Source organism: Paraburkholderia acidiphila, from assembly GCF_009789655.1.
GTDB classification, from domain to species: domain Bacteria; phylum Pseudomonadota; class Gammaproteobacteria; order Burkholderiales; family Burkholderiaceae; genus Paraburkholderia; species Paraburkholderia acidiphila.
The window spans coordinates 2,427,001-2,448,641 of sequence record NZ_CP046909.1 but is presented as its reverse complement, the minus strand read 5'-3'; the positions used below and the strand labels follow the sequence as shown (position 1 = coordinate 2,448,641).

The following is a 21,641-nucleotide window of genomic DNA, read 5'->3' as shown; positions in this document are numbered from 1 at the left end:
ACGGTGGCGTGAAAGCTGCTCAGAGCAGGATTGTGTACCGGCCCCGCAGCCGGTCCAAGGGATCGGGGCCGGGCCAGGGCGCATGAATTGCTTGCAGCGGGTCGCAGGTCGGGAGCGCCGGGTTCACCGGCCGGCCGGTCAGGTTACGGCAGGATTGCGGGCCTGTCCGAGTTGTTTAGAATGGGTGTATGGCGATTATCCCGGACAAGCAGGATTCAACCGTACTGGAGCGGCAGGAGCAAAAGGTCAAACCGCCCTCCATGTACAAGGTCGTGCTAATGAATGACGACTACACGCCGATGGAATTCGTCGTGATGGTCGTGCAGGAATATTTCAATAAGGACCGCGAGACCGCAACGCAGATCATGTTGAAGGTGCATCGCGAGGGCAGGGGCGTTTGTGGGGTCTATACGCGAGACATCGCGTCGACCAAAGTTGAGCAAGTCGTTACCCATGCACGGCAGGCCGGGCATCCGCTGCAGTGTGTGATGGAGGAAGCATGATTGCCCAGGAACTGGAAGTCAGCCTGCACATGGCGTTCATGGAAGCACGTCAGGCACGGCACGAGTTCATAACGGTCGAGCATCTGCTGCTGGCGCTGTTGGACAATCCAACAGCGGCGGAAGTGTTGCGTGCGTGTGCCGCCAATATCGAAGACCTGCGACAGAACCTGCGCAACTTCATTCACGACAATACCCCTACGGTTCCCGGCACGGATGACGTCGATACGCAGCCGACGCTCGGGTTCCAGCGCGTGATCCAGCGCGCGATCATGCACGTCCAGTCCACTTCCAACGGCAAGAAGGAAGTGACGGGCGCGAACGTGCTGGTCGCCATCTTCGGCGAGAAGGACTCGCACGCGGTGTACTACCTGCAGCAGCAGGGCGTCACGCGTCTGGATGTCGTGAATTTCATTTCGCACGGTATCGCGAAGACGGGCAGTGGCGAAGCCGCCAAGGCCAGCGACGCGAACGCCGAAGCCGAAGACGCCGCCGGCCAGAAGGAAACCCCGCTCGCCCAGTTCACGCAGAACCTGAACCAGATGGCGAAGGACGGCCGCATCGACCCGCTCATCGGTCGCGAACTGGAAGTGGAGCGCGTGGTGCAGGTGCTGTGCCGCCGCCGCAAGAACAATCCGCTGCTCGTGGGCGAGGCCGGTGTCGGCAAGACCGCGATCGCGGAGGGGCTCGCCTGGCGCATTACGCGCGGCGAAGTGCCGGACATTCTTGCCGATGCCCAGGTCTACTCGCTCGATATGGGTGCACTGCTTGCGGGCACGAAGTATCGCGGCGACTTCGAGCAGCGCCTCAAAACGGTGCTGAAAGAACTGAAAGAGCGTCCGCACGCCATTCTGTTCATCGACGAGATTCATACGCTGATCGGCGCGGGCGCCGCGTCGGGCGGCACGCTCGATGCGTCGAACCTGCTCAAGCCGGCGCTCTCGTCGGGCACGCTCAAGTGCATTGGCGCGACGACGTTCACGGAATACCGCGGCATCTTCGAGAAGGACGCGGCGCTGTCGCGGCGCTTCCAGAAGGTCGACGTGGTCGAGCCGACCGTCGAGCAGACCGTCGCGATCCTGCGTGGCCTGAAGTCGCGTTTCGAAGAGCACCACGGCGTGAAGTATTCGTCGGGCGCGCTGAACGCGGCCGCTGAACTGTCGGCACGCTTCATCACCGACCGTCACTTGCCCGACAAGGCCATCGACGTGATCGACGAAGCGGGCGCCGCCCAGCGCATTCTGCCGAAGTCGAAGCAGAAGAAGACCATCGGCAAGAGCGAGATCGAAGAGATCATCTCGAAGATCGCGCGCGTGCCGGCGCAAAGCGTCTCGCAGGACGATCGCAGCAAGCTGCAAACGCTCGACCGCGACCTCAAGGCTGTGGTGTTCGGCCAGGATCCGGCGATCGACGCGCTTTCGGCTTCGATCAAGATGGCGCGCGCGGGTCTCGGCAAGACGGACAAGCCGATCGGCTCGTTCCTGTTCTCGGGTCCGACCGGCGTCGGCAAGACCGAAGTGGCGCGTCAACTCGCGTTCACGCTCGGTATCGAGCTGATCCGCTTCGACATGTCCGAGTACATGGAGCGCCATGCGGTGAGCCGCCTGATCGGCGCGCCGCCGGGCTACGTCGGGTTCGACCAGGGCGGTCTGCTCACCGAAGCCGTCACGAAGAAGCCGCACTGCGTGCTGCTGCTCGACGAAATCGAAAAGGCGCACCCGGACATCTTCAACGTGCTGCTGCAGGTGATGGACCATGGCACGCTGACCGACAACAACGGCCGCAAGGCGGACTTCCGCAACGTCATCATCATCATGACGACGAACGCGGGCGCCGAGGCGATGAACAAGTCGACGATCGGCTTCACGACCCGGCGCGAGCAGGGCGACGAACTGGCCGACATCAAGCGCCTGTTCACGCCGGAGTTCCGCAACCGGCTCGACCAGACGATCAGCTTCCGCGCGCTCGATGAGGAAATCATCATGCGTGTGGTCGACAAGTTCCTCATGCAACTGGAAGACCAGCTGCACGAGAAGAAGGTCGACGCCGTCTTCACCGACGCGCTGCGCAAGCATCTGGCAAAGCACGGTTTCGACCCGCTGATGGGCGCGCGCCCGATGCAGCGCCTGATCCAGGACACGATCCGCCGTGCTCTCGCCGACGAACTGCTGTTCGGCAAGCTCATGAACGGCGGGCGCGTGACTGTGGACGTCGATGCGGAAGACAAGGTTCAGCTCACGTTCGACGAGCAGCCGGCGCCGCGCAATCCGGAAGCGGTGGAAGTGGAGTAAGCGGCGGCGCTAAAGCGCACCCAGCCTTCAGGCAAGACGGCGCAGTCCGAAAGGATTGCGCCGTTTTTTCTTTTGGGCCGGCAGGTTCAGGTGTCGCGCCGTGACGCGCAGGTGGCGGAGCCGTGAGCCGGTAAAATGCGCGTTTGTCCCGCCGTCGGCGTTTTCTTGATGCGCAGCGCTCCAGTAGCGTCTCGCGCGAAGCAGGGGTGTAACAGTGGTACCACGTAAATCGGGCGCGTTCGAAGCCATCGTCGAGCGCGAACAGGGGCTGCGCCAGGGCTTGTCCGCCGGGCAGATGACGATGATCGCCATCGGCGGCGCAGTCGGCACCGGGCTCTTTCTCGGCAGCGGCTTCGCGATCTCTTTCGCCGGGCCGGGCGTGCTGATTTCCTACGCGATCGGCGCGCTGATCGCCTTGCTGCTGATGGGCGCGCTGGCCGAAATGACCGTAGCGCATCCTGTGTCGGGCTCGTTCGGCGCGTATGCCGAGCACTACATTGGGCCGCTCGCTGGGTTCGTCGTGCGCTACGCGTACTGGTCGGCGTATGTGCTGGCTGTCGGCACCGAGGTCGCGGCGATCGCCGTCTACATGAAGTTCTGGTTTCCCCACGTGCCGGGACTCTACTGGATCATCGGATTCTCAGCAGCGCTGATCGTTGTGAACGCAATGAGTGTGCGCGCGTACGGCACCATCGAATACCTCTTTTCGAGCCTCAAGATCGCAGCCATCGTGGCGTTCATCGTGCTCGGCGCATGGTTCGTCTGGCGCGCGCCTGCCGGCTCGGGTGTGGGCTTCGCGAACTACACGTCGCACGGCGGGTTGTTGCCGCGTGGGTGGTGGGGCGTGTGGGTCGGGACGATCATCTCGCTCTTCAGCTACCTCGGCGTGGAGACGATCGCCGTGGCGGCCGCCGAGGCACACGATCCGCAGCGCGCCGTCACACGTGCGTTTCGCGCGACCGTGCTGCGGCTCGTGCTGTTTTACCTGCTCACGCTCGCGCTCATGCTCGCCATCGTGCCGTGGACCCAGGCGGGCGGCAACGAGAGCCCGTTCGTGAAGGTGATGGCCGCGACCGGCGTGCCTTATGCGGCGGGCGCGATCAACTTCATCGTGCTCGTGGCGGCGCTCTCCGCCATGAACAGCCAACTCTACATCACCACGCGCATGATGTTCAGCCTCTCGCGCGCGGGCTATGCGCCCGCGGCGTTCGGGCGCCTCACGCGCCACGGCGTGCCGACCGCCGCGCTTTCGCTGTCCACCATCGGCATTGCGGTGGCGGCCGTGCTCAACGCGCTCTGGCCGCAGACGGCGTTCACGCTGATGATGTCGATCGCCATGTTCGGCGCGATGTTCACGTGGTTCATGATCTTCGTCACGCAGATCTTTTTCCGCGTGCGCCAGGCGCGCGAAGGCGGTGCGCCGCTCGCGTTCCGCATGTGGGGTTTCCCGTTCACGAGCGTGCTGGGCGCGCTGTTGATGCTCGGCATTCTGGCCGGCACTGCCTTTACGCGCGAGTTCCGCATGACGCTGGCCTACGGCCTCGCGTTTCTTGCGGTGCTCGTGGTGGTCTATGCGCTCTGGTATCGCCGGCGTCCCGGCGCGGCGCAGCGAACCGAACCGTCCGTCTAAACGCAAAAAAGCACGCCAAGGCGTGCTTTTTTGTTGTCAGCGCAACCGCTGCGCTTAGTGCTTACCGGTGCTGCCGAATCCGCCCGCGCCGCGTTCGCTCGCCTCGAAGTCGTCGACGATGTTGAACTGCGCCTGCACGACCGGCACGATCACGAGCTGCGCGAGGCGCTCCAGCGGATTGAGCGTGAAGGTGGTGTGGCCACGATTCCAGGTCGAAATCATCAGTTCGCCCTGGTAGTCCGAGTCGATCAGGCCGACCAGGTTGCCGAGCACGATGCCGTGCTTGTGACCAAGACCCGAGCGCGGCAGGATCAGCGCCGCGTAGCCGGGGTCGGCCACGTGGATGGCGAGACCCGTCGGCACGAGCTTCGTTTCGCCCGGTTCGAGCGTGATCGGCGCGTCGAGGCACGCGCGCAGGTCGAGGCCGGCGCTGCCCGGCGTGGCGTAGTGGGGCAGCTGGTCGCGCATGCGCTCGTTCAGGATCTTGATGTCGATTTTCATGAAGTCAGGGTGATAGGGCAGTGGTGGATCGCTCAGGCGCGAGGCAGCTGGAATGCCTCGGCAAGCAGTTCATAAGAGCGCAGACGAGCCTTGTAGCTGCCCGCAACGGTCAGCACGATCAGTTCGTCGGCGCGAAAGTTGTCCTTGATCGCAAGCAGGCGCTCCGTGACGCTCTCCGGCGTGCCGATCACGCTGCGCGGCTTCTCGCGGTCGATCACGATCTGCTCGCGCTCGCCGTACTCCTGCGCGCGCCCTTGCTCGAGGCTCGGAATCGGCGCGTTCAGGCCGTAGGCCATCTGCACGCGGCGCAGGTCGACGGCCTTTTCGAGGTCGGCGGCTTCGGCTTCGGTGTCGGCGCAGATCGCGAACACGGCGCACGCGAGATACGGCTTCGCCTCGTGGCCGGGCTTGAAGCGGTCGAGATACGCCTCGGCCACAAGATGCCCGAAGTGCGCGTTGATGAAGTGCGCGAACGAGAAGCGCAGCCCGAGCTGCGCGGCGAGGATGCCGCCGAAATCGCTCGAACCGAGCACCCAGAGCTGCGGACGCGTTTTGATGTGCGGCTGCAGCACCACGCCATGCGCGAGGTGGTCGGCGGCGAGGTTGCCGTCCATCAGGCCGACGAGATCCTGCACTTGCTGCGTGAACTGGTCCCCGCGGTTGTATGCGCCTGCCGCCACGGCCTGCGCGGTGCGCATGTCGCCGCCTGGCGCGCGCCCGACGCCGAGATCGACGCGCCCCGGAAAGAGCGCTTCGAGCATCATGAACTGCTCGGCGACCTTGAACGGGCTGTAATAGGGCAGCATGATGCCGCCCGAGCCGATGCGGATGCGCTTCGTCACGCTGCCGAGGCGCGCGAGCATGACTTCGGGGCAGGGGTTGCACACGCCCAGCAGGCCGTGGTGTTCGGCGCACCAGTAGCGCGTGTAGCCGAGGTCGTCGGCAAGCTGGGCGAGTTCGATGGTGGCGGCGATGGCGTCCGCCGCGCTGTGCCCGGCGATGACGGGCGACTGGTCGAGTACGGAAAGCAGTGTCATGGCAGTACTGCTCCTTGCCTGTGTTCGCGGCGCCGGCCGGCACACGGGTGCGCCGGCGCGTGCGTCACGAGATGATGCTCTGGTCGGGCAGACGCCGCGCGATCTCGGCGACGAGCGTCTGCGCGAGCGCCTGCTTGGCCGCGCGCGGCAGCGGCGTGCGGCCTGCCGCCTCGAACAGCACGACTTCATTGTCGTCCTGGCCGAAGGTGAGCGGGCCGAGATTGCCGATCAGGAGCGGTACCTTCTTGCGCGCGCGCTTTTCTTCGCCATGCACGTCGAGGTCGCCGCTTTCGGCGGCGAAGCCCACGCAGTACGGCGGATTCGGCAGGGCCGCGACCGAGGCGAGGATGTCCGGGTTCTCGACGAACGTGAACGTCGGCATGCGGTGCTCGGCAGTCTTCTTGATCTTGTGCTCGGCGACATGATCGACACGCCAGTCGGCCACGGCCGCCACGCCGATGAAGACATCGGCGTCGGTTGCGGCGCGCATGACCGCTTCGTACATCTGCTGGGCGGTCTGAACGTCTTCGCGATACACGCCCCAAGGCGTTTGCAGCGCGACCGGGCCCGCGACCAGATGCACCTCGGCGCCCGCCTGCTGCGCGGCGCGCGCGAGCGCGAAGCCCATCTTGCCGCTCGAACGGTTGGTGATGCCGCGCACCGGATCGAGCGGCTCGAAGGTCGGGCCGGCGGTGATCAGGAGCTTGCGGCCCGCGAGTACCTTCGGCGCGAAGAACGAGACGATCGCCTCGTACACGGCTTCGGGTTCGAGCATGCGGCCGTCGCCGATCTCGCCGCACGCCTGCGGGCCGGAATCGGGGCCGAGCGTTTCGATGCCGTCCGCGCGCAACTGCGCGACGTTGCGCTGCGTGGCCGGGTTTTGCCACATCTGCCGGTTCATCGCGGGCACGACCAGCAGCGGGCAGTCGCGCGCCACGCACAGCGTGGAGAGCAGGTCGTCGGCGAAACCGTGCGCGAGTTTGGCGAGGAAGTCGGTCGAGGCAGGCGCGATGACGATGGCGTCGGCCTCCCGCGAGAGGTCGATGTGCGCCATGTTGTTGGGCACACGGGCATCCCACTGGCTCGTGTAGACGGGGCGGCCCGAGAGCGCTTGCATCGTGACCGGCGTGATGAACTGCGTGGCCGACTCGGTCATCACGATCTGCACGGTCGCGCCTGCCTTGGTCAGGAGGCGCGTGAGCTCGGCGATCTTGTAGCAGGCGATGCCGCCCGTCATGCCGAGCACGAGGTGGCGGCCAGCAAGTTCGCCTGGGTTTGCAGCGGACGTGTTCAAGTCACAGCTCCTTTAACCGTGCAGCGGGCACACTCAGCGCGCGCCGCGCACGCGCCGCAGTTCGTCGAACACCAGCAGCGCTGCGCCGATGCAGATCGCGCTGTCGGCCAGGTTGAACGCCGGCCAGTGCCAGCCGCCCACGTGGAAGTCGAGAAAGTCGATCACGTGGCCGTAGAGCAGGCGGTCGATCACGTTGCCGAGCGCGCCGCCCATGATGAGCGCGAGCGCCGTGCAAAAGAGCTTCTGCGTGGCGTGGCGCTTGAGCAGATAGCAGATCACGAGCGCCGCCACCACGCCGAGCGCCGTGAACGCCCAGCGCTGCCAGCCGCCCGCCGCCGACAGGAAGCTGAATGCCGCGCCCTTGTTGTAGACCAGCACGAGGTTGAAGAACGGCGTGATCACACGGCCTTCGCCGTAGCTGAACACCTTGTTGATGGCGATCTTCGTGAGCTGGTCGGCGAGGATCACGATGACCGCGACCCCGAGCCACGGCGCGAGCGTGCCGCTCGCGCCATTCGACCTGGACTGCTTCGGCAGGGTTTTTGCCATTATGCCGCGCTCCGTTTTTCACCGTCGCCGAACAGATTCACGACGCAGCGGCCGCACAGACCCGGATGCTCCGCGTTCGCGCCCACGTCCTCGCGGTAGTGCCAGCAGCGCTCGCACTTGAGGTACTTCGAGGTGACCACTTCGACGCCTTCCTCCGCTTCGCTTTCCACCTTCACGACTTCCGCCGCCGAGGTGATGAGCACGAACTTGAGGTCGTCGCCGAGCGAAGTGAGGGCGTCGTAGCGCGCGCCGCTTGCGAGGATGCGCACTTCGGCCTGCAGCGACGAGCCGATCTGGTTCGCCACACGCGCCTCTTCGAGCGCCTTCGTCACGTTGCCGCGCACTTCGCGCAGCAGCGTCCACTTGGCGATCAGCTCCGGCGCGCCTTCGACGTCCGGGAAGGCGTGGAAGGTTTCGGTGAAGATGGTTTCGCTTTGCGGCTGGAACACCTTCCACGCTTCTTCGGCCGTGAACGAGAGGAACGGCGCGAGGATGCGCAGCAGGCTATGCGTGATGTGGTGCAGCGCCGTTTGCGCGCCGCGGCGGGCTTTCGAGTCCGCTGCGCTCGTATAGAGGCGGTCCTTCAGCACGTCGAGATAGAAGCCGCCCAGGTCTTCCGAGCAGAACGTCTGCAGCTTGGCCACGACCGGGTGGAACTCGTAGCGGTCGTAGTGCGCGAGCACGTCGTTTTGCAGCGTATGCGTGAGCGCGACGGCGTAGCGGTCGATTTCGAGCCATTCGCTGGCGGGCAGCGCATGCTTCTCGAAGTCGAAGTCCGACAGGTTCGAGAGCAGGAAGCGCAGCGTATTGCGGATGCGGCGATAGCCTTCCGTCACGCGCTTCAAGATCTCTTCCGAGATGGCCAGCTCGCCCGAGTAGTCGGTCGAGGCGATCCACAGGCGGATGATTTCCGCGCCCAGGCGGTTCGCCACTTCATGCGGATCGACGCCGTTGCCAAGCGACTTCGACATCTTGCGGCCTTCGCCGTCCACGGTGAAGCCGTGCGTGAGCAGCGCGTTGTATGGCGGGCGGCCGTCGAGCATCGAAGCCGTGAGCAGCGACGAGTGGAACCAGCCGCGGTGCTGGTCCGAACCTTCCAGGTACAGGTCGGCCGGGAACTGCAGGTCGTCCTTGTGCGAACCGCGCAGCACGTGCCAGTGCGTCGTGCCCGAGTCGAACCACACGTCGAGCGTGTCGCGGTTCTTCTCGTACAGGTTGGCGTCGTCGCCGATCAATTCACGCGGGTCGAGCGTTTGCCACGCTTCGATGCCCGCCTTTTCCACGCGTTGCGCGACCTGCTCGAGCAGCTCCAGGGTGCGCGGATGCAGCTCGCCGGTTTCCTTGTGCACAAAGAACGCCATCGGCACGCCCCATTGGCGCTGGCGCGAAAGCGTCCAGTCCGGGCGGTTGGCGATCATCGAATACAGGCGCTGCTTGCCCCACGACGGGTAGAACGCGGTGGCTTCGATGCCTTCGAGCGCGGTTTCGCGCAGCGTCTTGCCGCCGTCCTTCGGCGTGATGTCCATGCCCGCGAACCACTGCGACGTGGCGCGGTAGATGATCGGCGTCTTGTGGCGCCAGCAGTGCATGTAGCTGTGCAGGTACTTCTCGCTGCGCAGGAGCGTGCCCGCGGCGTCGAGCGCGTCGACGATCTTCGGGTTCGCCGCCCAGATCGAGAGGCCGCCGAAGAGCGGCAGCGATTCGATATAGCGGCCATCGCCCATCACCGGGCTGATGATGTCCGAGTCGGCCATGTTGTGCGCCTTGCACGACACGAAGTCTTCCACGCCGTACGCGGGCGCCGAGTGCACGATGCCCGTGCCGGTGTCGGTCGTCACATAGTCGCCGAGATAGATCGGCGAGGTGCGCTTGTAGCCCGGGTGCGCCGAGGCGAGCGGGTGGTTGAAGCGCAAGAGCGAGAGCTTTTCGCCCTTCGTCGTGGCGACGATCTTGCCGTCGAGGCCGAAGTCCTTCATGCAGGCTTCCACGCGCTCGACGGCGAGGATCAGCAGGCCGCGTTGCGTGTCGACGAGCGCGTAGTCGATTTCCGGGTGCACGTTCAGCGCCTGGTTCGACGGGATCGTCCAGGGCGTGGTCGTCCAGATCACGATGCCGCCTTCTTCGCGCGGCAGGGCGGGGAGGCCGAACGCGGCCGCCGTTTCAGCCGGCTGCGCGAACGTGAACAGCACGTCGATAGTCGGGTCGGTCTTGTCCTTGTACTCGACTTCCGCTTCGGCGAGCGCCGAGCCGCAGTCGAAGCACCAGTTCACGGGCTTCAGGCCCCGGAACACATAGCCCTTCTCGATGATCTTCGCGAGTGCGCGGATCTCGCCGGCCTCGTTCACGAAGTTCATCGTCTTGTACGGGTTGTTCCAGTCGCCGAGCACGCCCAGGCGCTTGAAGCCTTTCTTCTGCGTCTCGATCTGGCCGGCCGCGTACTCGCGTGCCTTCTGCATCACTTCCTGGGCGGGCAACGACTTGCCGAACTGCTTTTCGATCTGGATTTCGATCGGCATGCCGTGGCAGTCCCAGCCCGGCACGTAGACCGCGTCGAAGCCCGCGAGATTGCGCGCCTTGACGATCATGTCCTTGAGAATCTTGTTCACCGCGTGGCCGAGGTGGATGTCGCCGTTCGCATACGGCGGGCCGTCGTGCAGGATGAACTTCTTGCGGCCCTTCGAGGCCGCGCGGATCTTCTCGTAGACCTGGTTTTCTTCCCATTCCTTGACCCATTGCGGCTCGCGCTTGGGCAGGTCGCCACGCATCGGGAACGGCGTGTCGAGCAGGTTGACGGGGTACTTCGATTCGGACTTCTGCGGCTTGCCGGAGGATGCTTTTTTGTCGCTCATGGTGGGATCACGTGGAATTCGGGGGATGCATGGCGTCAGCGTTGCGGCCGATGCCGCGCAACCGTCGCCTCGGGCGCTGCATGCCGTGTTTGCGGCACGCGGCGCCTGGGGGCGGGGCAGCCCGCGCAGGCGGGCCGCAGGTCACCTAATTCGGTCGGTGGCCGAGGTGGCGAAGCCGGTGGATGCGCCGCCGGCCACGTTCACGCCCGCGGCGGCGAACCACGCGCGGGTGTTCGCCACGTCGCGAGCGATCGCGGCGGTAAGCGTTTCGAGGTCGGGAAACTTTTCCTCGTCGCGCAGCTTCTTGAGGAACTCGACGCGCACGAGCTTGCCGTAGGCGTCGCCGTGCCAGTCGAGCAGATGCACTTCGAGCAGCACGCGGCCCGAGTCGTCCACGGTCGGACGCAGGCCGAGGCTCGCGACGCCAGGCAGCGGGTGGTCGGCAATGCCGTGCACCATCACGACGAAAATGCCCTTGAGCGCCGGCCGCTTGTGGCCGATCAGCAGGTTCATCGTGGGGAAGCCGAGGTCGCGGCCGAGCTTCAGGCCATGCGTGACGTGCGCGCTGATGTGATAGCCGCGGCCAAGTGAGGCGCGCGCGGCGTCGAGGTCGCCCGCGTGCAGTTGCGCGCGCACGGCGGAGCTGGAAATGCGCACACCTGACGGGTCGGCCACCGTCGCCATCTGTTCGACTTCGAAGCCGTGCTGCGCGCCGGCGGCCTGCAGCGAGGCGAAGTCGCCCGCGCGTTTCGCGCCGTAGCGGAAGTCGTCGCCGATCATCATCCAGCGCGCGTGCAGGCCGCCCACGATGATGCGCTCGACGAACGTCTCGGGCGATTGGCTCGCGAACGTGTGGTTGAAATGCTCGACCACGACGCGGTCCACGCCGTTTTCGCGCAGCGCCTCGAGTTTGTCGCGCAGCATGGCGATGCGCGGCGGGGCGCTCGCCGGGTTGAAGAACTCGCGCGGATGCGGCTCGAAGGTCATCACGCAGACGGGCAGGCCGCGCGCGTCGGCGGCCGCCCGCACGCGCGCGAGCAATGCCTGATGCCCGCGGTGGACACCGTCGAAATTGCCGATGGTCAGCGCGCAGGGCGCGCGGCTTTCGGCATTGGGAAGACCGCGGAAGACTCTCACGATAGCGGAACCTGGTGGAACCTCGAAAAGCGCGCTGGCGCAGCACGCGTACTAAGGACCTTCTGACTTGGCCACTCGCGGCCCAAGGACCGCGACGAAACAGAAGATTATAAACGCACGAGGCGACGATCGCCGCCGCACGAGCGTTGAGCAGGCCCCCCAATGATAAAATCCGCGGATGAAAAATCTCGTCATCCTGATTTCGGGGCGGGGCAGCAACATGGAAGCCATCGTGCGCGCTTGCGCGCAGGAAGCTTGGGGCGCGCGTATCGCCGCCGTGATTGCCAACCGTCCTGACGCCGCGGGCCTTGCGTTCGCGGCTTCGAACGGCATTGCCACGGCGGTCGTCGATCACCGCCAGTTTCCCGATCGCGCCAGCTTCGACACGGCGCTCGCCCAAGTCATCGACGGCTATGCGCCGGACCTCGTCGTGCTGGCAGGCTTCATGCGCGTGCTGACCGAATCGTTCGTCGGCCATTATGCGGGTCGGATGCTCAATATCCATCCCTCGCTGCTGCCGATGTTTCCGGGCCTCAAAACGCACCAGCAGGCGCTCGACGCGGGCTGCCGCGTACACGGCGCGACGGTGCATTTCGTCACGCCTACGCTGGATCATGGTCCGATCGTCGCGCAGTCGGTGGTTCCGGTGCGCGAGGGCGACGACGCCGCGGCGCTCTCCGCGCGCGTGCTCAAGACCGAACATGTAATGTATCCGCGCGCGGTGCGCTGGTTTGTCGAAGGGCGCCTCGCGCTCGACGGCGAACGCGTGACGCTCACGCCGGCCGAGCCACAGTGGCTCTTCTTTGACGACTCGCAAGCCGCCGGGGAGGGCGCATGAGACTGCATGGTTTTCTGATTGGACAGACCGAAACGTTGCTCGCCGACGTTCTCAAATTCACGGGCCCGGCCGACGCGGTGACGAGCCGCTTCTTCCGTGAGCATCCGAAGCTCGGCCACGCCGAGCGCGGGGTGATCGCCGAAGCCGTGTTCGCCGTGCTGCGCCGGCGCATGGAGTTCGCGCACCTGGCCGAAAGCGGCACGGGCAGCCCGACGCGCCGCCTCACGCTGCTCGGTCTCATGGCGACCGCGGGCCGCTCGGCGATCCGCCCGTTCGTTTCCGACGCCGAGGCCACCTGGCTCGAGCATGTTTCGAAGATCGACCCGGCGAGCCTGCCGCTGCGCGTGCAGCTGAATCTGCCGGAGTGGATCATGAAGGCGCTGGAGCCGCGCTTCGAGCCCGCCGAACTCGCGCAACTGGCCGCCGCGCTGAACTACCCGGCGCCGCTCGATCTGCGCGCCAATCCCATCAAGGCGAGCCGCGAAGAACTGATCCGCGCGCTGTCCCAGTCGGGCATCGAAGGCGGCGAAACGCCGTTCGCGCCGTTCGGCGTGCGCGTGACGGGCAAGCCCGCGCTCGCGAAACTCGACACGTTCAAGAACGGCTGGTTCGAGGTGCAGGACGAGGGCAGTCAGCTGCTGTGCACGCTCCTCGCGCCGCGCCGCGGCGAGATGGTCGTGGACTTCTGCGCGGGTGCGGGCGGCAAGACGCTGGCGCTCGGCGCGATGATGCGCTCGACGGGCCGGCTCTACGCCTTCGACGTGTCCGACCGGCGCCTCGCCAAGCTCAAGCCGCGCCTCGCGCGCAGCGGCCTGTCGAACGTCAATCCGGTGCTGATCGACAGCGAGCATGACGCCAAGATCAAGCGCCTGATCGGCAAGATCGACCGCGTGCTCGTGGATGCGCCGTGTTCGGGCCTCGGCACGCTGCGCCGCAACCCCGACCTCAAGTGGCGCCAGTCGCCGGAGTCGATCGCCGAACTTGCGCCCAAGCAGCTTTCGATTCTCACGAGCGCGGCGCGCCTGCTCAAGCGCGGCGGCCGTCTCGTCTACGCGACCTGCAGCATCCTCGACGCCGAGAACGAAGCGGTCGTGAAGCAGTTCCTTGAGGCACACCCCGACTTCGTGCTGGTAAGCGCGCGCGACGTGCTGGCCGAGCAGCGTGTGGGCCTCGACACGGGCGACTACCTGTCGCTGTGGCCGCACCGCCACGCCACCGACGGCTTCTTTGCCGCCGTGCTGGAGCGTCGCGGCGAAGCGAAGCCGAAGACGAAGGCGGCCGGCGCGCAAACCACGCCTGAAGAAGCCGCGGCCGTGCAGGAAGCGTCCGATGCGATCGCAAAGGCGCAGGAGAGCGAAGCCGCCGAGCCGGACGCCGCGCTGGAATAAGCGCGCGGCGGGCAGCCACGATGCGGGACCGTCCGGCCTATACATGCCGGGCGGCCCGAGATAGCTGGCACGTAAGGAGATCGTGCCGCGATCACAGCGATCGTGCTGGCCGACCACTCGTTGCGTATTGGCGACACCGCCGGGTCGGGCAGGGTTCAGGGCGGGTGCGTATGCGGCATCGAGACCTGATTCCGAACGACCATCGCATCTCATTGAATTTTCTGGCAGCGCCCTGCAACTTGAGCCAGAATTCTGGTTAGAAGGCGCGAAACATGGGATCGCGATACCCCTGCGCAACGCGAGGTGCGGATCGCGGTGAAAGATTAGATGGGGACAGATACATCGGAAAGGCCGGTCCGGGGTGCGGCAAAGCGCCTCGAAACGTCCTGCAGACGTTGACGCCGTCACCATAAAAGAAAAAAATCTCCCTTTGTTACAAACACTTGGAACGGTTCTAGTAGAATGCCGTCCAACCGCATCTAGTCGCTTTCACTTTCTTGACACCGGCGCCTGGCTGAAAGGCCGACGCGCTTCGCTTCACAGGTAAATGCCTTGTTGAACTCCCTGCTTGATTTCCTCGCCCACGGCGTGCTCCATTTCTCGTGGTGGCAGATCGTGCTGTTCGCGGCGGTGGTCACCCACATCACGATTATCGGCGTGACGGTGTACCTGCACCGGTGCCAGGCGCACCGCGCGCTGGACTTGCACCCCATCGCGAGCCATTTCTTCCGTTTCTGGCTGTGGATGACCACGGGCATGCTCACGGGCCAATGGGCGGCGATCCACCGCAAGCACCACGCCAAGTGCGAAACGGAAGAAGATCCGCACAGCCCGCAAACGCGCGGCATCTGGAAGGTGCTGCTCGAAGGCGCCGAACTCTATCGCGCCGAAGCGAAGAACGAAGAAACGCTGCGCCGCTTCAGCCACGGCACGCCAAACGACTGGATGGAGCGCAATGTCTACACGCGCTACCCCATTCTCGGCGTGAGCATCATGATGGTGATCGACGTCGCGCTGTTCGGCGCGGTCGGCCTCACCGTGTGGGCCGTGCAAATGGCGTGGATTCCGTTCTGGGCCGCTGGCGTCGTGAATGGCCTCGGTCACTTCTGGGGCTACCGCAACTTCAATTCGTCTGACGCAAGCACGAACCTGCTTCCGTTCGGCATCATCATCGGCGGCGAGGAGCTGCACAACAACCACCACACGTTCGCGACTTCCGCGAAGCTCTCGAACAAGTGGTACGAGTTCGACATCGGCTGGATGTACATCCGCATGATGCAGGCGGTGGGCCTTGCCAAGGTGAAGAAGGTCGCGCCCACGCCGCGCCTGACCAAGGGCAAGCTGGTGCCCGATCACGAAACGCTGCAGGCCGTGCTGTCCAATCGCTACGAAGTGATGGCGCGCTATGCCAAGGCCGTGAAGCAGGCATACCGCCAGGAGCTTGCGCATCTCAAGGAAGTGGGCGAGCGCGAGAAGTACAAGGTCATGCGCGGCGCGCGCAAATGGTTCGACAAGGAAGAAGCCAGCCTGAACGAGCCGCAGAAGCGCCAGCTTCCGCAAATTTTCGCGAACAGCCAGAAGCTGCGCACGTACATCGAACTGCGCAACGAACTGGCCGCGATCTGGGAACGTTCGAGCGCCTCGCGCGAACAACTGCTCACGCAGCTCCAGGATTGGTGCCATCGCGCCGAACAAAGCGGTATCAAGGCGCTGCAGGAATTCGCGTCGCGCTTGCGCCGTTACGCCTGATTGGCCTCATTGTCGCGAGGGGATTTTGGCCCCTCAGTAGGGCGTAAGAAAATCCTTTAGAATGACGAGACGTCACAAAACCCCGCGCTGGCGGGGTTTTTCTTTTTGGGCCGCAAAAAAGCCGGAGTCCCCACAATGGCTTCAATGGCGCGGCGATCGGTAGGGGCAGGAGATCATGAGTCAGGCAATCAGGAAGGTCGAATACGACCGGCCGCAGGGTGCCGTCTGCAGCGTTGGACAGGCATGGGCGCGCGTGCCCGATGCACCGTCCACGGCAGAGCGCGTTGCATTGAAGGAGCGGATTCGCGCGTTGCTCAAGCGCGAGAAGGCGGTGCTCGTCGCGCACTATTATGTGGACCCCGAATTGCAGGAGCTCGCCGACGAAACCGGCGGCTGCGTGGCCGATTCGCTCGAAATGGCGCGTTTTGGCCGCGACCACGAGGCACAGACGCTCGTCGTTGCGGGTGTGCGTTTCATGGGTGAGACTGCGAAGATTCTGAGTCCGAACAAGCGCATTCTGATGCCCGACCTCGACGCGACGTGCTCGCTCGACCTCGGCTGCCCGATCGACGAGTTCTCCGCGTTTTGCGATGAGCATCCGGACCGCACCGTGGTCGTGTATGCCAACACGAGCGCGGCGGTGAAGGCGCGTGCGGACTGGATGGTCACGTCGTCGATCGGGCTCGAGATCGTCGCCGACCTGCACGCCAAGGGCGAAAAAATTCTGTGGGCGCCGGACCGCCACCTGGGCAGCTACATCCAGAAGAAGACCGGCGCGGACATGTTGCTGTGGCAGGGCTCGTGCCTCGTGCACGACGAGTTCAAGGGCATCGAGCTCGATCTGCTGCGCGCCGAATACCCGGACGCGAAGATTCTTGTCCACCCCGAATCGCCGGAAGGCGTCGTCGCGCTTGCGGATGTGGTCGGCTCGACCACGCAGTTGATCGACGCTGCAGTGAAGCTCGACGCGCAACGCTTCATCGTCGCGACCGATCTGGGTATCCTGCACAAGATGCGTCTCGCGGCGCCGGGCAAGACCTTCATCGAAGCGCCCACGGCCGGCAACAGCGCCACCTGCAAGAGCTGCGCGCATTGCCCGTGGATGGCCATGAACGGCCTCGCGAATCTTGCCGACGTGCTGGAGCGCGGCCACAACGAGATTCACGTCGACAGCGCGCTCGGTGAGCGCGCACGTCTGCCGATCGATCGCATGCTGGCGTTCGCGGCGGAACACAAGCGCCGCGTGCAGGCGAGCGGCGACCTCGCGCGCGACACCGCGCTTTTCTCGCAAGTGGGGGCCGCGTAAATGGGTGCACTCGAATTGCTCGCAGTCGAAGCCGTTTCGCCCGTGCTCGATGAAGTGCGCGCGCAGTACGGCGCAGCGTTCGACGCTGCGATCGTACGCAACGTGGCCGATGCGCTCGAAGAAGACGTGGGCCCTGGCGACCAGACCGGCCGCCTCGTGCCCGCCGACGAAATGCGCGACGCTCGCATCATCGTGCGTGAAGACGCCGTGCTGTGCGGCGTACTCTGGTTCGACGGCGTGGTGAAGCACGTCGATCCGCGCATCGAGGTGCGCTGGCACTATCGCGAAGGCGATCGCATGGCCGCGGATACGACCGTTTGCTCGCTGCGCGGTCCGGCGCGCTCGCTGCTCACGGCCGAGCGCAACGCGATGAACTTCCTGCAGCTGCTTTCGGGTGTGGCGAGCGTGACGCGCCGCTACGTCGACACGATCGCGCACACCGGCACGCGCATTCTGGATACGCGCAAAACGCTGCCCGGCCTGCGCCTCGCGCAGAAGTACGCGGTACGCGTGGGCGGCGGCGCAAACCAGCGCCTCGCGCTTTATGACGGCATCCTGATCAAGGAAAACCACATCGCAGCGGCCGGCGGCGTGGACGCGGCGATGGATGCCGCGCTCGCGCTCGATGCAGGCGTGCCGATCCAGATCGAAGTCGAGACGCTCGAACAGCTCGAAACCGCGCTTGCGCACGGCGCCAAGTCGGTTCTGCTCGACAACTTCTCGTTCGACATGATGCGCGACGCGGTGAAGCTCACGGCAGGGCGCGCGGTGCTCGAAGTCTCGGGCGGCGTGAACTTCGACACGGTGCGCACGATCGCGGAAACGGGCGTGGACCGGGTATCGATTGGCGCATTGACGAAGGACGTGCGCGCGACGGACTTCTCGATGCGTATTGTCTGAATCCGCAAGTTCGTTGAGCTGAACGGAAACGAAAAGGCCGCCTCGCAATGAGGCGGCCTTTGTTTTTGCGGCGCGTTTAGTACGGAGGTCTTACGAAACCGTGCGATTACGCACGCGCTCCGGCGCGAGCACGGTCGGCAGCGCCTTGGGCAGCGAGTTCGGCCAGTCGCGGCTGTAGTGCAGGCCACGGCTCTCGCGGCGCGAGCGCGCACTTTCCACAATCAGCGAAGCGACTTCGACGAGGTTGCGCAATTCCAGCAGGTCGCGCGTGACGCGGAAATTCGCGTAGTACTCGAGAATTTCATCGCGCAGCAGGGCGATGCGATGCTGCGCGCGCTCGAGGCGCTTGTCGGTGCGCACGATGCCGACGTAATTCCACATCAGCCGGCGGAGCTCGTCCCAGTTGTGCGCGACCACGACCTCTTCGTCGGAGTCGGAAACGCGGCTTTCGTCCCAGTCGGGCAGCGGTGCGTGCGCGCCTGCGCTGAAGCCCTCCGCCTCGATCGCCTCGGCGGCCGAGCGGCCGATCACGAGGCACTCCAGCAGCGAATTGCTTGCGAGCCGGTTCGCGCCGTGCAGGCCGGTGTACGAGGTCTCGCCCACGGCGTAGAGGCCCGCGAGATCGGTGCGCCCGGCCAGATCGGTGACGACGCCGCCGCAGGTGTAGTGCGCGGCGGGCACGACCGGAATCGGCTCCTTCGTGATGTCGATGCCGAATTCGCTGCAGCGCGCGAGGATGGTGGGGAAATGCTCCTCGAGAAACGCCGGCGGCTGATGGCTGATGTCGAGATGCACGCAGTCGATGCCGTGCTTCTTGATCTCGAAGTCGATCGCGCGGGCGACGATGTCTCGCGGCGCCAACTCGGCGCGCTCGTCGTGCGCGGGCATGAAGCGCGTGCCGTCGGGCAGGCGCAGCACGCCGCCTTCGCCACGCACGGCTTCCGAAATCAGAAACGACTTGGCGTGCGGGTGAAAGAGGCAGGTGGGGTGGAACTGGATGAACTCCATGTTCGCCACACGGCAGCCCGCGCGCCACGCCATGGCGATGCCGTCGCCGGTGGCCGTGTCGGGGTTCGTCGTGTACAGGTAGACCTTGCCTGCGCCACCCGTGGCGAGCACCGTGTGCGGCGCCTGGATCGTCACCGTGCGGTCGTTCTTCAGATCGAGCGCATACAGGCCGTGACAACGACGGCCCGGCAGGCCCAGACGGTCGGACGTGATGACGTCGATCGCCTGATGGTCTTCGAGGATCGTGATGTTCGGGTGCGAGCGGGCGCGCTCGAGCAGCGTTTGCACGACCGCGTGGCCAGTGGCGTCGGCAGCATGGATGATGCGGCGATGGCTGTGGCCGCCTTCGCGCGTGAGGTGAAAGCCGAGTTCGGCGGCGGCGTCCTTCGTGAATGGCACGTCCTGGGCGATCAGCCATTCGATCGCCTCGCGGCCATGCTCGACGATGTAGCGCGTTGCCGCCTCGTCGCACAGGCCGCCGCCGGCGACGAGCGTATCGTCCACGTGGTTTTCCACGCTGTCGGCCGAGTCGAGCACGGCGGCAATGCCGCCTTGCGCGCGGTCGCTCGCGCCTTCGGTCATCGCGCGCTTGGCGATGATGACCACACGACGCGAGTCGGCGAGATTCAGCGCGACGCTCAGTCCTGCGAGGCCGCTGCCGACGATCGCTACATCGAAATTCATGATCCTGCTTCTCCGTCTCTCTTGTTCTACGCTTTCTGGCTGCCGTGTTTGCCGCGGCCCTGCGCCGTCGCGGACATATGACACGCGTGTGGCAGCCGGTATAAAGCGGGAAGCATACTCCGAGAGACGAGCGAAGGGGTAGCGGCAGTTTGGGCGCTGCCGTTAAAACACCGTTGCATCGCGCGAATCGAGGTGCGGTGGCGTCCAGGCACGGCGCACAAAAAGAAAAACCCCGCTAAAAAGCGGGGTTTTTCTGTCTTCGTCAGGCTCGAAACCGGATCAATTACTTGATCTTGGTTTCCTTGTACTCGACGTGCTTGCGAACCACCGGGTCGAACTTCTTGATCGACATTTTTTCCGGCATGTTGCGCTTGTTCTTCGTGGTCGTGTAGAAGTGACCCGTACCTGCGGTCGATTCAAGCTTGATCTTGTCGCGGATGCCCTTGGCCATGATTTACTCCTTACAGTTCGCCGCGTGCGCGCAGGTCTGCGAGCACGGAGTCGATGCCGTTCTTGTCGATCAGGCGCAGGCCTGCGTTCGAGATGCGCAGACGCACCCAACGGTTTTCGCTTTCAACCCAGAAACGGCGGTTTTGCAGATTCGGGAGAAAACGACGCTTGGTCTTGTTGTTCGCGTGGGAAACGTTGTTGCCGCTCATCGGCGCTTTCCCAGTGACTTGGCATACACGTGCCATGAGACACTCCTACGGAAATTCTGAGTTCGAGAGCCGCTTGACTGAAGTTTCCCAGGCGAGAAATGGCCGGAATAAGAGCGCGCTCACGTATGGATGAGAGACAACCTCGAACCCAGGCCGTATTTCCCCTGGAAGACCGCGAAGGGCTTCGGAACAGGGTTGGAAATAGGCAAACCGTGAGTCTAGCAGGAAAATACCAGGAAAATCAAACACGATTTGCGGATGTCGTTGTGCGCTGCCGCGGTTTCCGGCAGTTTCCCGTCGTTTCCCGCAGTCGCCAGCCGCTACATGCCGGGCCGCCTCAGCTCCAGCCTTGGCGTGCGAAGGAAAACGTCTCGCGCGTGCCAATGACCAGGTGGTCGATCAGTTGAACTTCTACGAGCGCCAGCGTCTCGCGCAACACCCGCGTGAGGCGCCGGTCGCTCGCACTCGGCTGTACCGCGCCCGAAGGGTGATTATGGGCGACGATCAGGCTCGCGGCATTGAGCGTCAGCGCACGCCGCACGATTTCGCGAGGATACACCGCCATGCGCGTGAGCGAGCCGCGCGAGCTTTCCTCCGAGCGGATCAGCCGATGGCGCGCATCCAGAAAGAGGCATATGAACACCTCGTGCGGCCGCCCGCCGATCAGCAGGCGCAAATAGTCCTCGACCGCGCCCGGCGAGTCGACGAGCGGCTTGTCGTCGAGCGCCTCGGCGAGCGCCCGTCGTGCGAGCTCGGTCACCGCCTGCAGCATCGAGGCTTTCGCGGGCCCGATGCCGCGCAAGGCCAGGAATTCTTCGCGCTGCGCGTCGAGCATGGCGCGCAGCGATCCGAATTGGGCCAGCAGCGTGCGGGCCACCTCGAAGACATCGTGGCCGGGCAAGCCGGAGCCGAGCAGGATGGCGAGCAGCTCCGCATCCGATAGCGCAGCCGCGCCCGCCGTGCGCAGCCGCTCGCGGGGCATGTCGCGGCGTCGTGCCGCAGCCGCGCAACTGCGCACCGATACCGCAGGCGTAGCCGGCGCGTGAAGTGGGGCATCGCCGGGGCGGCGTTCCGCACAACCCAGGCCGAGCGGGCGCCCGGCGAGGGCGCCGCCAACCGTGCTGTGAGCCGTGTCCGGCATGCAGGCAAGTTCGGTCATGACAATCTCCACAGACAAATAAGGAGCGCGCGGCATACGCGAGCGAGGATGGTGGCAGTGCACAATCGTGCCGCGACCGCCCCGGCCAAGTGGCTTACAATAGATGCTTTCCGGCCGCCCAAGGCAGGCCGGACCGGCGCCTTGCGGCGCGCACGCGCGAAG

At 65.1% G+C, this 21,641-nt stretch carries 18 protein-coding genes; 8 read left to right on the top strand and 10 right to left on the bottom strand.

What is annotated here, in order from left to right:
• The first annotated feature begins 188 nt into the window (after nt 1-188).
• The 3 genes from clpS (at nt 189) to FAZ97_RS11045 (ending at nt 4,421) form a co-directional block, all read left to right on the top strand.
• Nucleotides 189-503, top strand: a complete 315-nt coding sequence (gene clpS / locus FAZ97_RS11055; RefSeq protein ID WP_028213389.1) for an ATP-dependent Clp protease adapter ClpS — start codon at nt 189-191, stop codon at nt 501-503.
• Complete coding sequence (clpA, locus tag FAZ97_RS11050; protein WP_069262762.1) at nt 500-2,791, top strand: ATP-dependent Clp protease ATP-binding subunit ClpA; 2,292 nt, start codon at nt 500-502, stop codon at nt 2,789-2,791. Before clpS ends, clpA begins: the two co-directional genes overlap by 4 nt.
• 214 nt (nt 2,792-3,005) lie before the next feature.
• Nucleotides 3,006-4,421: an amino acid permease gene (locus tag FAZ97_RS11045; RefSeq protein WP_233271574.1), complete on the top strand. Its 1,416-nt coding sequence runs from the start codon at nt 3,006-3,008 to the stop codon at nt 4,419-4,421.
• Nucleotides 4,422-4,475: 54 nt separating this feature from the next.
• On the opposite strand, the gene dut is transcribed toward FAZ97_RS11045, so the two are convergent.
• The 6 genes from dut to FAZ97_RS11015 form a co-directional block, all read right to left on the bottom strand.
• Complete coding sequence (dut, locus tag FAZ97_RS11040; RefSeq protein WP_028205273.1) at nt 4,476-4,922, bottom strand: dUTP diphosphatase; 447 nt, start codon at nt 4,920-4,922, stop codon at nt 4,476-4,478.
• Nucleotides 4,923-4,954: 32 nt separating this feature from the next.
• Nucleotides 4,955-5,959: an LLM class flavin-dependent oxidoreductase gene (locus tag FAZ97_RS11035; protein ID WP_158758464.1), complete on the bottom strand. Its 1,005-nt coding sequence runs from the start codon at nt 5,957-5,959 to the stop codon at nt 4,955-4,957.
• 64 nt (nt 5,960-6,023) lie between these two features.
• Nucleotides 6,024-7,196 carry a bifunctional phosphopantothenoylcysteine decarboxylase/phosphopantothenate--cysteine ligase CoaBC gene (gene coaBC, locus FAZ97_RS11030; RefSeq protein WP_158759139.1) on the bottom strand — a complete coding sequence of 391 codons (1,173 nt, stop codon included), beginning with the start codon at nt 7,194-7,196 and terminating at the stop codon, nt 6,024-6,026.
• Between the two features lie 90 nt (nt 7,197-7,286).
• Nucleotides 7,287-7,802: a signal peptidase II gene (gene lspA / locus FAZ97_RS11025; protein WP_158758463.1), complete on the bottom strand. Its 516-nt coding sequence runs from the start codon at nt 7,800-7,802 to the stop codon at nt 7,287-7,289.
• Entirely contained in the window at nt 7,802-10,651 is a 2,850-nt protein-coding gene (ileS, locus tag FAZ97_RS11020; protein WP_158758462.1) for an isoleucine--tRNA ligase, read from the bottom strand. Before ileS ends, lspA begins: the two co-directional genes overlap by 1 nt.
• A 141-nt stretch (nt 10,652-10,792) precedes the next feature.
• On the bottom strand, nt 10,793-11,788 hold the full coding sequence (locus FAZ97_RS11015) for a bifunctional riboflavin kinase/FAD synthetase (RefSeq protein ID WP_158758461.1): 996 nt from the start codon (nt 11,786-11,788) through the stop codon (nt 10,793-10,795).
• 178 nt (nt 11,789-11,966) lie between these two features.
• Here FAZ97_RS11015 and purN point away from each other — a divergent pair, with 178 nt between their 5' ends.
• The 5 genes from purN (at nt 11,967) to nadC (ending at nt 17,969) form a co-directional block, all read left to right on the top strand.
• A complete protein-coding gene (gene purN / locus FAZ97_RS11010; protein WP_158758460.1) occupies nt 11,967-12,626 on the top strand; it encodes a phosphoribosylglycinamide formyltransferase in 660 nt (219 codons plus the stop codon).
• Nucleotides 12,623-14,014 carry an RsmB/NOP family class I SAM-dependent RNA methyltransferase gene (locus FAZ97_RS11005; protein ID WP_158758459.1) on the top strand — a complete coding sequence of 464 codons (1,392 nt, stop codon included), beginning with the start codon at nt 12,623-12,625 and terminating at the stop codon, nt 14,012-14,014. Before purN ends, FAZ97_RS11005 begins: the two co-directional genes overlap by 4 nt.
• A 552-nt stretch (nt 14,015-14,566) precedes the next feature.
• Nucleotides 14,567-15,763: a DesA family fatty acid desaturase gene (locus FAZ97_RS11000; protein ID WP_158758458.1), complete on the top strand. Its 1,197-nt coding sequence runs from the start codon at nt 14,567-14,569 to the stop codon at nt 15,761-15,763.
• A gap of 175 nt (nt 15,764-15,938) precedes the next feature.
• Nucleotides 15,939-17,069, top strand: a complete 1,131-nt coding sequence (gene nadA / locus FAZ97_RS10995; RefSeq protein ID WP_158758457.1) for a quinolinate synthase NadA — start codon at nt 15,939-15,941, stop codon at nt 17,067-17,069.
• Nucleotides 17,070-17,969 (top strand): carboxylating nicotinate-nucleotide diphosphorylase, encoded by a 900-nt coding sequence (gene nadC, locus FAZ97_RS10990; protein ID WP_158758456.1) that lies wholly within the window; start codon nt 17,070-17,072, stop codon nt 17,967-17,969.
• Nucleotides 17,970-18,059: 90 nt separating this feature from the next.
• Here nadC and nadB read toward each other — a convergent pair whose 3' ends face one another.
• The 4 genes from nadB to radC all read right to left on the bottom strand — a co-directional run bounded on the left by nadB (nt 18,060) and on the right by radC (nt 21,479).
• Entirely contained in the window at nt 18,060-19,661 is a 1,602-nt protein-coding gene (gene nadB / locus FAZ97_RS10985) for an L-aspartate oxidase (protein WP_158758455.1), read from the bottom strand.
• Between the two features lie 283 nt (nt 19,662-19,944).
• Complete coding sequence (gene rpmG / locus FAZ97_RS10980) at nt 19,945-20,112, bottom strand: 50S ribosomal protein L33 (protein ID WP_027817504.1); 168 nt, start codon at nt 20,110-20,112, stop codon at nt 19,945-19,947.
• Nucleotides 20,113-20,122: 10 nt separating this feature from the next.
• Complete coding sequence (rpmB, locus tag FAZ97_RS10975; protein WP_027794135.1) at nt 20,123-20,356, bottom strand: 50S ribosomal protein L28; 234 nt, start codon at nt 20,354-20,356, stop codon at nt 20,123-20,125.
• A 301-nt stretch (nt 20,357-20,657) separates the two neighbouring features.
• Nucleotides 20,658-21,479, bottom strand: a complete 822-nt coding sequence (gene radC, locus FAZ97_RS10970) for a RadC family protein (protein WP_158758454.1) — start codon at nt 21,477-21,479, stop codon at nt 20,658-20,660.
• Nucleotides 21,480-21,641 lie beyond the last annotated feature (162 nt).

What these genes read in the sequence shown, in the direction of transcription:
- clpS (WP_028213389.1), top strand. Translation starts at nt 189, where the DNA reads ATGGCGATTATCCCGGACAAGCAGGATTCAACCGTACTGGAGCGGCAG.
- clpA (WP_069262762.1), top strand. Translation starts at nt 500, where the DNA reads ATGATTGCCCAGGAACTGGAAGTCAGCCTGCACATGGCGTTCATGGAA.
- dut (WP_028205273.1), bottom strand. Translation starts at nt 4,922, where the DNA reads ATGAAAATCGACATCAAGATCCTGAACGAGCGCATGCGCGACCAGCTG.
- FAZ97_RS11035 (WP_158758464.1), bottom strand. Translation starts at nt 5,959, where the DNA reads ATGACACTGCTTTCCGTACTCGACCAGTCGCCCGTCATCGCCGGGCAC.
- coaBC (WP_158759139.1), bottom strand. Translation starts at nt 7,196, where the DNA reads ATGACGGGCGGCATCGCCTGCTACAAGATCGCCGAGCTCACGCGCCTC.
- lspA (WP_158758463.1), bottom strand. Translation starts at nt 7,802, where the DNA reads ATGGCAAAAACCCTGCCGAAGCAGTCCAGGTCGAATGGCGCGAGCGGC.
- ileS (WP_158758462.1), bottom strand. Translation starts at nt 10,651, where the DNA reads ATGAGCGACAAAAAAGCATCCTCCGGCAAGCCGCAGAAGTCCGAATCG.
- purN (WP_158758460.1), top strand. Translation starts at nt 11,967, where the DNA reads ATGAAAAATCTCGTCATCCTGATTTCGGGGCGGGGCAGCAACATGGAA.
- FAZ97_RS11005 (WP_158758459.1), top strand. Translation starts at nt 12,623, where the DNA reads ATGAGACTGCATGGTTTTCTGATTGGACAGACCGAAACGTTGCTCGCC.
- nadA (WP_158758457.1), top strand. Translation starts at nt 15,939, where the DNA reads ATGAGTCAGGCAATCAGGAAGGTCGAATACGACCGGCCGCAGGGTGCC.
- nadC (WP_158758456.1), top strand. Translation starts at nt 17,070, where the DNA reads ATGGGTGCACTCGAATTGCTCGCAGTCGAAGCCGTTTCGCCCGTGCTC.
- nadB (WP_158758455.1), bottom strand. Translation starts at nt 19,661, where the DNA reads ATGAATTTCGATGTAGCGATCGTCGGCAGCGGCCTCGCAGGACTGAGC.
- rpmG (WP_027817504.1), bottom strand. Translation starts at nt 20,112, where the DNA reads ATGGCCAAGGGCATCCGCGACAAGATCAAGCTTGAATCGACCGCAGGT.
- rpmB (WP_027794135.1), bottom strand. Translation starts at nt 20,356, where the DNA reads ATGGCACGTGTATGCCAAGTCACTGGGAAAGCGCCGATGAGCGGCAAC.
- radC (WP_158758454.1), bottom strand. Translation starts at nt 21,479, where the DNA reads ATGACCGAACTTGCCTGCATGCCGGACACGGCTCACAGCACGGTTGGC.